Here is a 13,136-nt window from a genome sequence, read left to right on the forward strand (position 1 = left end):
TAATTAATGTGATTTTTTGAAATATCTAGTTTACGACGTTATACTAAACCGATTTAGTAAACCGGTCAACTTAATTTAATAAAAAAATTTAATATATATAAAAAATAAGAAAAATTGAATATATTACTATACATAAATTTAGTATAAAACCGGTTTAGTAAACAAAAGTATGTTATTTTTATTATTTTTGAGAATAAAGATTGATATTTTTTGAATTTCACTTTGTAATGTGTATAAATAGATATAATAACAGAGGAATAATTATGGACTTAAAAAATTATTTTGATTTTAATGTTGCCAAAAATTTTATTACACCACTTTTTCCTAAAGATAATGAAAAAGTAGAAATTAAGTTAATCGCTTTTAATAAAGTTAGCAATATTTATTTCAATTATAAAAAAAATGGAAACTGGGAAAGAATAGTTTTAAATAAATACAAAGAAATTAATGATGAACTTTCATATTACAACACGAGTTTTATAATAAATGAAGATACGTTGATGTATTTTACTATTGAAGTTGAAAATTCATTTTATTATTACAGTCAACTAGGCTTATCAATTGCTTTTCCAAGTGATATTGACTGTTTTAAATTACTTATAAATATAAAAGCACCAGAATGGGTTAGTGGATCTACTTGTTATCAAATTTTTCCTGACAGATTTAAGAATGGAAATAAAGAATTAGGAGTGAAAACTGACGCTTATAAGTTTGATAATTCATTTACTAAAGAAATGACTTTTGATCAAAAACCTTTGGATTTTGAGAATGGAAAATGTTTAGACTTTTTTAATGGTGACCTACTTGGAATTGAAAAATCTCTAGATTATTTAAAGAAAATAGGAATAAATTGTATTTATCTAAATCCAATTGGAGTTTCTAAAACTACTCATAGATATGATTGTTGTGACTTTTTTCATGTAGATCCAAATTTAGGAGGAGATGAAGCTTTAATTTCACTAATTGATAAAGCACACGAAAAGGGAATAAAAATTATAGTTGATATTTCTATTAATCATACAGGTATAGAACACCCTTGGTTTAAAAAAGCTTTAGAAGATAAAAATTCAACTGAAGCATCTTATTATTATTTTGAAGAAAATGGCGAAATTACATATTGGCAAAATGTAAAGACCTTACCTCAATTAAATTATAATAACCAAGAGTTAAGAGATATCATGTATAGAGATGAAAAATCAGTTATTAAAAAGTTTTTAAAACAACCTTTTAATCAAGATGGTTGGAGGTTCGATGTTGCTGATGAAGTTGGAAGAAAAGATGATGATCAATTAAATGATGAAATATGGAGAGAAGTTAGAAAAAATATTAAAGAAGTTAATCCCACATCTTATATTTTAGGTGAAAGTTGGATTGATAGTTCTTCTCATTTAAAAGGAGATCAATGGGATGCAACCATGAATTATATTGGTTGTGGAAGAATAATTAGAAGATGGTTAGGGGAAGAAGATAGATTTACTTGTTTAGATTGGGGTCATCTACCAAGAAAAGTAAATGATTACTCAGTAAAAGATTTAGCAATTGCTCTAAAATCTCAACTAAAATCACTTTCATCTCAAATGGCACAATTTCAATTTAATTTAATTGATTCACATGATACTCCTAGATTGCATAATAATAAAGAAGTCTTTGATTTTAATACTTATAAAGGGGGTATTATTCTGATGTATACTCTTCCTGGTATGCCTAGTGTTTATTATGGAGATGAAATAAAATTGGATGGAGAAATGGGTTCTGTTGAAATGAGTCGTTATCCTATGAATTGGGATGAAAAGCAATGGGATAAAGATTTTTACAATTTATATAAAACATTAGGTAATTTTAGAGAAGAATATTATGAGGTATTTAATTTAGGATCTTTTAAAGTATTAGATATAAATGATGATTTGTTTATTTTAGCAAGATATAATGAAGAAAAAGTTATTTTCTCAATTTTAAATAAATGCGAAAAACCTATTAATTTAGATTTAGATATAAAATATTTAACAATAGATAAATTAGAAAAATCATTATTTAATACTAAAGTTATTGATAAAGAAGTTAGCTTAAAACCTAAAGAAAATACAATTCTTGTATTTAATAGATTATAAACTATAATAAATACATAATATTTATTTGTAACTTATCTTACTATATTTTGGGAAAAACTAAAAAAACTAACTTGTTTTCTACGGATTATGGTAATGATGAGTTGCAATTATTTTTTATTTAGGTCAAAATAAGTTGTCAAAAAGTAGGAGTTTTTTTATGGCATATATTTTTGACGAACCTTCGAGAACCTTTTCTGAGTATCTCTTAATTCCAGGTTATTCTAGTGAAAACTGCATAGTTGATAATGTAAAACTAAATACACCTTTAGTTAGATTTAAAAAGGGTGAGAAAAGTAAATTCACTTTAAATATCCCAATGGTAAGTGCAATAATGCAGAGCGTTAGTGGGGAAAAGATGGCAGTTGCACTAGCTAGAGAAGGGGGATGTTCTTTTATTTTTGGATCACAAACTATAGAAAATCAAGTTGCAATGATAAAAAAAGTAAAAGCTTTTAAAGCTGGATTTGTTCCATCAGATTCTAATTTAAGTGAAAACGATACTCTTCAAGATTTAATTAATCTTAAAGAGCAAACAGGTCATTCAACTGTAGCTATTACAGAAGATGGTAGTGAACACGGAAAATTATTAGGTGTTGTAACTTCTCGTGATTATAGAATATCAAGAATGAGCCCTGATACTAAAATTAAAGAGTTTATGACTCCTTTTGATAAGCTTGTTTTAGCAAAAGAGGGTGTTACTTTATCAAAGGCTAATGATTTATTATGGGATAATAAACTTAATGCTCTTCCTATAATTGATGATAATCAAAGACTTAAATACTTTGTATTTAGAAAAGATTATGATACTCATAAAGATAATCCTAATGAATTATTAGATTCAAATAAAAGTTATATTGTTGGTGCTGGTATAAATACAAGAGATTATGAAAAAAGAGTTCCTGCTTTAATTGATGCTGGATGTGATGTTCTTTGTATTGATAGTTCAGAAGGTTATACACAATGGCAAAAAAATACTATTGAATTTGTAAGAAATAAATATGGTGATGATGTCAAAATTGGAGCTGGTAATGTAGTTGATAGGGAAGGTTTTAGATTCTTAGCTGATTCTGGTGCTGATTTTATTAAAGTTGGTATTGGGGGGGGCTCTATTTGTATTACTCGCGAAACTAAAGGTATCGGTAGAGGTCAAGCAACATCCTTAATTGAAGTCTCAGCAGCAAGAGATGAATACTATAATGAAACTGGTATATATATTCCAATTTGTTCTGATGGTGGTATTGTTCATGATTATCATATGACTTTAGCACTAGCAATGGGAGCTGACTTTTTAATGTTAGGTAGATATTTTGCACGTTTTGACGAAAGTCCTACCCAAATTATAAATGTTAATGGCTCTTATATGAAAGAATATTGGGGAGAAGGGAGTGCAAGAGCTAGAAACTGGCAACGCTATGATTTAGGAGGAGCGAAAAAATTATCTTTTGTTGAAGGTGTTGATTCATATGTTCCTTATGCAGGAAGTTTACATAGCAATGTTCAAAAATCACTTCATAAGGTAAAAAGTACTATGTGTAATTGTGGTGCATTAACTTTAGAAGAATTGAAAGACAAAGCAAAACTAACTATGGTTTCTTCAACTTCAATAGTTGAAGGTGGTGCTCATGATGTAACACTTAAGGAAAGAAGAAATAAAAATTAGTTTTTTTTATTAAAAAAAAGGTTATTGCAAATTGCAATAACCTTTATCTTTTATTTACATTCAAGTTTTTCGCTTAATGTTTTTAAAAATAGACCAACATCACTTACAACGCCTACCGCTTGTCCTGTTCCTCTATCTGATAATTTTGTAACAACAGCTGGATTTATATCTACGCAAATAGTTTGAACACAAGAAGGTGTCATATTTCCTGTTCCTATACTATGAAGCATTGTAGATAGCATTAAAATCATATCACAACCTTTTATTATTTCAGCATATTGAGCTTGTGCTTCAATCATATCATTTACTGTTTCAGGTAGTGGTCCGTCATCTCGAATTGATCCTGCTAAACAATATGGTATTTTATTTTTTATGACTTCATACATCAAGCCTTCTTTTAACACTCCATTATCTATAGCTTTTTCAATAGATCCTTCACCATATATCATATTTATAGCTTTCATATGATGGTTGTGTCCATGCTCAGTTACTTTACCACTTTCAACATCAACTCCTAATGAAGTGTTATAAAAACGAGATTCTAAATCATGAACAGCTATAGCATTACCACCTAAAAATCCATCTATATAACCGTTTCTAATCAATGCAGCTAAATAATCAGCACCTCCAGTGTGAACTACTACAGGTCCAGCTACTACTACAATTTTACCATTATGCTTTTTTATTTCTTTTATTTGATCAACAATCTTTAATACAGCAATTTCACATCTTCTCTCTGAGGAAACATCATTAGACATAAAGGAGAAGTTATCATTAGAGTTTTCTATTTGTGGTGGATATACTCTAACACTATCTTCTTCAACTAAAATTAAGTCATCTTTTTTGACATCTCTAAGTTTTACACAACGAAGAACGGAGTTGGATTCTTTTATAATAACAGCATCCATTCTTTGATCTATAACTTCTATCCATTTATCATTTGTATATACTTCTGTTCTATGATTTGTAGTTGAATAAAAATTCTGAGCAGCATGTTTGTCTTTATCGGCTTTTACAAATACTGCATTTTTATAGCTTAATGGGTAAACTCCAAGAGGGGATATCTTTTTTAAGATATTATCTAATTGTTTATCCGTTTCTGCACTAATAGAAAATCTAACTATAGATTGTTCATCTTCTTGTTTTCCAATAACAAGGTTTTCAACTGAATAATCTAAGCCTTCACTTAAAATTGTATTTACTATTTTAGAAAATAGGCCAGAATCAATAAGATGGCCTTTAGCTTGATATATATTTTTCTTCATAAAAATATATTACATTCAAAATAAAATTAAAGAAAGAAAAAAATAAAAAAAAGATTCTCAAAAAATGAGAATCTTTTATAGTGAGCGGAGAGGGATTTGAACCCCCGACCAGTTGCGTGTAAAGCAACCGCTCTCCCACTGAGCTATCCGCCCGAGCACGTTATGGAATGTATCACTTTGGTATTTTATTGTCAACTAGTTATTAAAAAAAAGATAAAATATTTCTTAAAAGAAAGTGATAATGTCCAAGTAAGTTGAAAGCGACTTTGTCCAATAAGAGAATTTATCTCAAGTATATTTTAAAAAATGAATATTAAGTAAATAGACAATTAAAAAGCAGCTCGTAATAAGAGCTGCTTTTTAATTCTTTATAAACTTCTATTTACCTTAATGTATAAATGTATCTATAATATAAATAATCAGATAAATAAAATTGAGGTAAAAATTTTGAATAACAAATTAGAAGAAGGTCAACTTATAAAAACAACTATTCTTGCAATCTATGGTGATAGCGTATTTATAGATTTGAATATGAAAAGTGAAGGCATAATAGATAGCTCAGAATTTCTTAACAACCAAGGAGAACTTACTGTTAAAAATGGAGATACAGTTAGTGCTTATTATATTGGATATGAAAAAGGTGAAATGCTTTTTACAACCAAGTTAAAAGGTGATAAAGCTAATTCAGTAGTGTTAGAAAAAGCTTATCATTCAAAGATTCCTGTAGAAGGTACAGTGTTAAATGAAATTAAGGGTGGCTATCAAATAAAAATAGGTGATAGCCAAGCTTTTTGTCCATATTCTCAAATGGGATATAGGCAGAAAGAAGAACCAAGTTTTTTTATAAATAAAACATTACCTTTTATAATTCAAGAGTTTAATAGAGAGCAACATAATATAATTGTTTCTAATAGATTATATTTAGAAAATGTTGAGAAAGAAAAAATACAAAAATTAAAAGAAGAATTAAAGGTAGGAATGATAGTTAATGGAACTGTTATTTCGCTTCAAACTTTTGGTGCTTTTGTTGATATCGAAGGTATTCAGGCTTTATTACCAATTTCCGAAATAAATAGATCAAGAGTAAATAATATAGAAGAAGTATTGTCTGTTGGACAAAATGTTGAGGCTAAAATATTATCACTTGATTTAGATAGAAAAAGAATGTCTATTAGTAGTAAAGTATTAATTAAAGATCCTTGGGATGATGTTTTAGACAAATATACCGTTGGAGATAAGTTAGAAGGTACTATTTCTAAAATAATGAATTTTGGAATCTTTGTTAATTTAGAACCAGGGATTGATGGTTTGGTTTTTATTTCTAAATTATCTGATGCAAATGAAAATACCAATCTAAAAAAAATATATAAAATTGGCAGTAAGATGTTTGTTGAAATAGATGAGATTTTACAAGATGAGCATAAAATTGCTTTAAGTCCAACAAAATCAACTGAAGAAGAAGACTCAATAAAAGATTATATGAGTAATCAAGATGATGATGATGATGATGACACATATAATCCTTTTGCAGCATTTTTTAAAAAATAATAATTTATAATAAATATAATTCCCCTAATTTATTTACATAATATAAAGGGGAATTTATTTTTTATTTTACTTTTGTTTGTGAAAAAGAGTGAGTTATTCTATCAATAATTATTGCTAAGAATACTATTGATATACCTGCTTCAAATCCTCTTCCAACTTCAATTCTGCTTATTGCTAAAAGTACTTCCATTCCAAGACCTTTTGCACCAATCATTGATCCAATTACAACCATTGCTAAAGCCATCATAGTTGTTTGATTTATTCCAACCATAATAGACGGTTTAGCTAGTGGGAGTTGTACATCAAAGAGAATTTGCTTAGGAGTTGCTCCAAAAGCTTTTGCTGCTTCTAATGCTTCAATATCGACTGTTCTAATTCCAACATTAGTTAATCTAATTACAGGAGGAACCGCATAGATAATAGTTGCAAACATTGCAGGAACTCTACCCATACCGAAAAACATCAATGCTGGGATTAGATATACAAAACTTGGCATTGTCTGCATAGCATCTAACATAGGTTTTAGTATTCTTTCAGCACGATCACTTCTAGCCATTTTTATACCCAATGGAAGACCTATTAATAAAGAGAAAAATACTGATGCTAATACTAGACTTAATGTGTTCATAGCTAATTCCCAGTAACCAAAAGTTCCAATAATAAACATCATTACCATAAAAGTAATGCCGGTACTTATTTTATTTAGAAGTTTCCAGCCTGCAAGGCCTATTAATAGAATAATAATAAACCAAGGCGTTATGGTTAATATTTTTTCAAGTGCTAATACAACATGGAGAATTATAGCCCCTATCACATTGAAAAAACCATCTAGGTGTAAAAGTAGCCAATCCATTATATTATCAATAACTTTAGCCAATGGTATATCTAAAATATCAGGGAAATTAAACATTTTATTCACCTCCTAATGGGGAAAGAGATTCGAAAATATGGTCAGTCGTCACCATTCCTTTGAATTTATTGTTTTCATCAACTACTGGAATGGGCCAAGGATTCTCACTAACAATTGGGAATAAATCTTCTACTAATGCATCTTCTAATACAGAAGTAACTTTTTTAATTGAAGAAGTGGGAATAGTTTTATATTTTTCAGTTAAGTTAATTAATTTTTCTAATTCTTTTTCTCTAATTACACCGAGTAACTGTCTTTTTTTATTAATTATAAAAGCGGCACGTCTTTTATTTGCTCTAATTAATGTTAATGCTGTTCTTGGTCCTTCCCAATCGTAGATTATTATCCGAGGTTCTTCCATTATACTTCCTGCTGTTAATACTCTAGCAGGTGAAGCATCTTGAACAAATTGTTCGACATATTCATCAGCAGGGCAGGTTACAATTTCTTCGGGAGTACCTACTTGTACTACTTCTCCGTCTTTTAAAATTGCAATTTCATCTCCAAGTTTTAAGGCTTCATGTAAATCATGGGTAACAAATATAATAGTCTTCTGCATTTTTTCTTGAAGTTCTACTAATTCATCTTGCATTTGTCTCCTAATTAAAGGATCTAAACCACTAAAAGGCTCATCCATTAATAAAATTTCAGGATCATTTGCTAGTGCTCTAGCTAAGCCAACTCTTTGTTGCATACCACCACTTAAAGATCCTGGGTAGTAATCTTCCCAGCCTTTTAATCCTACGGTTTCTAAAGTTTGCATAGCTTTAGCGTATCTTTCCCCCTTTGGCATACCTTTTATTTTTAACCCATAAGCTGCATTATCTAATACAGTTAGGTGTGGGAGAAGTCCATAATGCTGAAAAACCATACCAAAAGTATCTCTTCTAAATTGTAAGAGTTGTTCATTATTCATTTTAGTAATATCTTTACCATTTATGGATATTTTGCCTTTAGTAGTTTTAACAAGACGAATTAAGGCTCTGATTAATGTGGATTTACCACTTCCAGAAAGACCCATTAGAATGTAAAATTCACCTTTTTTTATCTCGAGATTAATATTTCTCATTCCTACAATACAGCCTGTTTTTTCTTGGATAACAGACTTAGGTTTATCCATTAATTTTTTAGTAAATACTCTTTTTGTGTCTTTACCGTATAGTTTCCAAACATCCTCAATTATAACTTGAGGTTTTTCTTCATTATTTATATCCATATATTTCCTTATAAAGCCGCTTTAACTTTATTTGCTATATCTTGAGACACCCATTTTGTCCAAACTTCTTCTTTATTTTTCAAGAACCAATGAGCTGTTTCTTCAGTAGTCCATCCCTCTGTATCCATTTTTGCTAAGAATTCGTTATTATCTTCAACTGAAGTAGCATATTTTTCTAAAATTTCAACAATATCAGGAGCTTTTTCAAGCATTGATTTATTTACTAAAATGTTAACATCAGCAGGTTCAAATTCAGTTCCTTCTAATAAAACCATATCTAGTTTTCCTAAAACAGCTGTAGGTGCCCAATAATATCCAACCCAAGGTTCATTCTTTTTGTATGAACCAACCATAGATCCCGCAAGTGCAGAACCTGAGCCTGTAACTCCTAGGTTATAAGTATCACCAAGATTATTATCGTTGAAAAAAGCCTCAGAAATTTCTAGTTGTCCCCATCCTGCGACACCTCCATAAATTATACCTTTTGAAGGATCTTCTGGATCTTTAAAAAGATGAGCATATTTTGGTAAATCAGTAATACTTTTTAAGTTTGGAGCAAGTGCATCATCTCCTTCAACTAAATATCGAGGAACCCACCAACCTTGAGGTGCGTCAGGCATATTTTGACCTAAATCAATAATATTTCCAGAATCAATTCCTTTTTTATAAATTTCATAAACATTTTGATGCCAAGATTCCATATCAACATCAATGTCTCCTTGAATTAAGCCATTCATAATTGGCATTGTATCTCCAGGTAAATAATCTACAGTATATCCTTCTAGTCCATTTTCAATTATAAATCCCATTATTTTATTGTGAACTTGAACACTGTCCCAAGATAAATCACCAAAAATTATAGTTTCATTTTTAACTTCTTCTTCGCCTCCAGCAAATAATAAACATGGTAATGATAAAATAAATATCATTATTGAAATAATTTTTTTCGTTTTCTTCATTTTTATACCTCTATATTAATTTTTCATATAATTCATTATAATACTAAACAATATATATAAATTTTGTCAACTGTATAGTAAAAATGCTTAGTTTTGTAAATGAATTAATGCTTATATTACTTGAAATATCGATAATAATAATATATTTTAAGTATGAAGCTAATATTTAGACTACTAAATAAATAATGATTACTTATATTTAGTGTGCTAAACAAAATATACTTATTTTTCATAAAGTTAGCTGTTTTATTATTGATTTTATTAGATAATTTACATTTTTTAAGGTTTTTTATTAGATTATAATATTTATATTTATTTATAAAAGAAGTTTAAAAGTATGTAAAAAAAAGATTTTTTAGGTATGCAATTTTAACATTTAAGGGTAATATAAGTGTTAAATATTAAAAGTTAAAAATGACACTCACAAAGTATATTTTTATAACATATAAAAGTATATTTTTGATATTAGGTGGTTACAGTGGAAAATTACAACAGCATTGCAGATGAGGTATTTATCGCAGTAAGAAAAATAGATCGTTCTATTGATATACATTCAAAAAAATTAAAGAAAAAGTTTGGATTAACAGGTCCACAATTAATGGTTTTAAAAGCTATAGCTAGGAATTCTAATATGCAAATTTCAGCTATTGCTAAAGATATTAGTCTTTCACAAGCAACTGTAACAAGTATTTTAGATAGATTAGAAACACAGGGCTATGCAAAAAGACAAAGAAGTTTAATTGATAAAAGAAAAGTTAATATTGTATTAACAGAAAAAGCTGAAGAAGTTTTGAAAACTAATGTAAATTTATTTCAAGAAGACTTTTATGAAAAGTTTAATAAACTAGAAAAATGGGAACAAATGATGATTTTAGCGTCACTAGATCGACTTGGATCTCTTTTAGGTGTAGAAGATATACCAGTAACACATAATGTATAACAGATAAATAAAAAACCTCCAAATAATTATTAACAATAACATTTGGAGGTATAATATCATAAATTAATTAATATTTATGATATACATATATATAGAAATAAAAACTAATAAAAGGAAGGTTAATTCTTTTTATAATGTTTTTCTAAGTAAGTGTCTCAACAAACCAATCAACTGTTTGTTTTTCTAAATCTTCAAATATAATTGAATCATCTGTTGAGAATTGAAAAGTATGATTAGCATTTTCGATTAATACTAATTTACTTTTTTTATTTGTGTTTAATTCTTGTATCTGTTTACTATAAGAAATAGAAGCTGTTTTATCTTCATCACCATAAAAAGAAGCTATTGGAATATTTATATCTGATACAAAATCAAAATCATTATTTATAGTTGTTTTGTAAACAATCTTTTTCTTTATTGGTATAAATTTATTGTAACGATTTTTTTTATGCGTGAAAAAACTATTTTCATAACTAATTAAAATTTTAGTACTATTTTTATCAGACTCTTTTAGGTTTGCCGCCCAAGTTGCTATGCTTTCATATTTATTACTATTTTTTGCAGCTAATAAAATATTAGTTGCTCCTATATCCCAACCTAATAAACCAATTCTAGATCCGTTAATCTCATCAAGATCAGCTAAATAATCAGTTAATGCATTAATCTCAGTAGCTGTTATTTCATCACTTAGAGAATAATCAATAATAAAAGTTGCAATATTATTATCAAGCAGTTCTAAAGCAAATGAATCAATTGCCTTAGAGAATTGATCTTTTTCTTCTCCGCTATAGTCAATAATTACTAAAGGGTAGTATTCATCGCCTTCAGGAACTTTTAATGTTCCTGAAACATTTAAACAATCATTATCAAAAACAATATCTTTTGTGATAATTTGATATTTTTTTTTAGTTGTAACTGTTTTGGGTTTTATTACAGTTGGAGATTTAGGGATAATAATAGGTTTAGCACTAGCACATCCACTCATAAATAATATTATAAAAGTTGTAAAAATTAAAAAATATTTTCTCATCTAAAATTACTCCTTTATTAAATTATTATTTTCTAAAAAATTTATTTTATCTTAAGAAGAGATAAATAATAATTCAATAAGAAAATATCAATAAAAAAAATAAAACAAAATACTTCAAAATAAATACATTTAAATCCATATAGAGAAATAATTTGGTTCTTGGGATAATTTAGAGTGATGGCTAGAGCCCTACAATTTATCAATTCTTTTTTCTAAAGAGTTCCTAAAAGATTTATACTTTTTTTTTTGCCGACTTAAATCATATAATTTTAAGAAGAAGTATTCATTGTCTCGATATCCGTAAGCCATTCTTTTTGTTACTTTTATTAGATTATTCATTCCTTCCAATGGTCCAGTTGATATTGGATAATCAACTCTTGATAATATACCATCCATTCTTTTTATTATCATTTTGTTAAATGATTTTAGCATCGGTATTTGTTCTTCAAAAGATTGTGATAATTTTAACCATTGTTTCATCCCTGTTTTCAATTCTTTATTAGTTATTGAATCTAATCCAGCTTTTAATTGATCTCCTAAATAATAGGCTATCTTTAAATTATCATTTAAATTCAAAATATCATCTAATCTTTTCTCATTAGTAATAGACCATTTTCTTTCACCTTCTGGAATTTTTAATCCAATTTTCTCATATTTTTCATATAACTCTAAATTATGGACCTTAGCTATCTCATCTTTTCTTTTTAGGACTTTACGATTACTTAATAAAAGAAATCTTGTATTTTTGAATCCTTTATATTCTCTATTAACATCTTCTTTTTGTTGTTTAAATTCTGCAATAATATCATCAATTTCTTTACGCTTTATTTTATCTGCATTTCTCTTATTTAGTTTAAGTGTTTCAATATTATTTATAAGCCTCTTTTCTTCAGTCTTTAATTTATTTTGCTCAGTTCGTCTTAGCTCTGTAATTATCCTGTCATTGAAATTTTTGACTAAATGAAATAAATCAAATAGCTTCTATCTATGGTAGAAATAATATTCATAATTATATTAAAGACAAAGTAGGAAAGTATCAAGTTTATTCAAAATTTGGTCAAAAAAATACTAGAGAAGCGCCTGCCGGAGACATGCAATATGTTCGGGTGGTTTCTTCATCTAGTACTATCTATAATATAATTACAAGAGATGATATTGTCAAGAAATATAATTTAGATACGAATCAAAAACTATGGCAAGGTGAACAAAAAGAAAGAGATTCTATATTTAATAATTTTGAAGTATCAGATATAGAAGAAGCTTTAAATAGGAACTTCTATGTACCTTCTAGTGCTTTATATCCATTAATTGATAAGAGTGAAGTAGTAAGAAAAGAAATTGAATTAAGAAAGGATTTACCAGCGTTTCCTTGGATATTAGATACAGCTAGATCATGTGATACCTTAGATGAATTCTTACAAAGTATAAATGAAATTACTGATGAAGAAAATCTTGATGAAAATTTAGCTTTTGATTTAGATAACTTCAATGATACCTGGT

General features: G+C 28.0%; 10 protein-coding genes, 1 tRNA gene and 1 pseudogene. 5 read left to right on the top strand and 7 right to left on the bottom strand.

What is annotated here, in order from left to right:
- Positions 1-263 precede the first annotated feature (263 nt).
- Positions 264-2,108 carry a glycoside hydrolase family 13 protein gene (locus tag ACPKM0_RS07465; RefSeq protein ID WP_472474776.1) on the top strand — a complete coding sequence of 615 codons (1,845 nt, stop codon included), beginning with the start codon at positions 264-266 and terminating at the stop codon, positions 2,106-2,108.
- Positions 2,109-2,265: 157 nt separating this feature from the next.
- The gene (locus ACPKM0_RS07470) at positions 2,266-3,768 is read left to right on the top strand and encodes an IMP dehydrogenase (protein ID WP_472474778.1); all 1,503 of its coding nucleotides are present in this window, start codon (positions 2,266-2,268) and stop codon (positions 3,766-3,768) included.
- Positions 3,769-3,818: 50 nt separating this feature from the next.
- Here ACPKM0_RS07470 and ACPKM0_RS07475 read toward each other — a convergent pair whose 3' ends face one another.
- Both ACPKM0_RS07475 and ACPKM0_RS07480 read right to left on the bottom strand, forming a co-directional pair.
- Positions 3,819-5,033: an ornithine cyclodeaminase, nickel-pincer nucleotide-dependent gene (locus tag ACPKM0_RS07475; RefSeq protein ID WP_472474780.1), complete on the bottom strand. Its 1,215-nt coding sequence runs from the start codon at positions 5,031-5,033 to the stop codon at positions 3,819-3,821.
- A gap of 81 nt (positions 5,034-5,114) precedes the next feature.
- Positions 5,115-5,186: transfer RNA gene (locus ACPKM0_RS07480), tRNA-Val, on the bottom strand.
- Between the two features lie 294 nt (positions 5,187-5,480).
- On the opposite strand from ACPKM0_RS07480, the gene ACPKM0_RS07485 reads away from it, so the two are divergent.
- On the top strand, positions 5,481-6,581 hold the full coding sequence (locus ACPKM0_RS07485; RefSeq protein ID WP_472474782.1) for a 30S ribosomal protein S1: 1,101 nt from the start codon (positions 5,481-5,483) through the stop codon (positions 6,579-6,581).
- Positions 6,582-6,642: 61 nt separating this feature from the next.
- On the opposite strand, the gene ACPKM0_RS07490 is transcribed toward ACPKM0_RS07485, so the two are convergent.
- The 3 genes from ACPKM0_RS07490 to ACPKM0_RS07500 are packed head-to-tail and all read right to left on the bottom strand — an operon-like array spanning position 6,643 to position 9,666.
- A complete protein-coding gene (locus ACPKM0_RS07490; RefSeq protein ID WP_472474784.1) occupies positions 6,643-7,491 on the bottom strand; it encodes an ABC transporter permease in 849 nt (282 codons plus the stop codon).
- 1 nt (position 7,492) lies between these two features.
- Complete coding sequence (locus ACPKM0_RS07495; RefSeq protein ID WP_472474786.1) at positions 7,493-8,707, bottom strand: quaternary amine ABC transporter ATP-binding protein; 1,215 nt, start codon at positions 8,705-8,707, stop codon at positions 7,493-7,495.
- A gap of 8 nt (positions 8,708-8,715) precedes the next feature.
- On the bottom strand, positions 8,716-9,666 hold the full coding sequence (locus tag ACPKM0_RS07500; RefSeq protein ID WP_472474788.1) for an ABC transporter substrate-binding protein: 951 nt from the start codon (positions 9,664-9,666) through the stop codon (positions 8,716-8,718).
- Between the two features lie 478 nt (positions 9,667-10,144).
- Between ACPKM0_RS07500 and ACPKM0_RS07505 the strand changes: the two genes are divergently transcribed.
- The gene (locus ACPKM0_RS07505) at positions 10,145-10,606 is read left to right on the top strand and encodes a MarR family winged helix-turn-helix transcriptional regulator (RefSeq protein WP_472474790.1); all 462 of its coding nucleotides are present in this window, start codon (positions 10,145-10,147) and stop codon (positions 10,604-10,606) included.
- Between the two features lie 142 nt (positions 10,607-10,748).
- Here the strand turns inward: ACPKM0_RS07505 and ACPKM0_RS07510 are convergent, their stop codons facing one another.
- Positions 10,749-11,636: an alpha/beta hydrolase family protein gene (locus tag ACPKM0_RS07510; RefSeq protein WP_472474791.1), complete on the bottom strand. Its 888-nt coding sequence runs from the start codon at positions 11,634-11,636 to the stop codon at positions 10,749-10,751.
- 189 nt (positions 11,637-11,825) lie between these two features.
- Positions 11,826-12,599 (bottom strand): annotated as a pseudogene (locus ACPKM0_RS07515) (ISL3 family transposase); the annotation flags it as partial.
- 128 nt (positions 12,600-12,727) lie between these two features.
- Between ACPKM0_RS07515 and ACPKM0_RS07520 the strand changes: the two are divergent.
- Positions 12,728-13,136 (top strand): hypothetical protein (locus ACPKM0_RS07520; protein ID WP_472474793.1); only part of this gene is annotated, 409 nt, incomplete at its 3' end.

The organism is Pleomorphochaeta sp. (genome assembly GCF_050031695.1).
Taxonomy (GTDB): Bacteria; Spirochaetota; Spirochaetia; order Sphaerochaetales; family Sphaerochaetaceae; genus Pleomorphochaeta.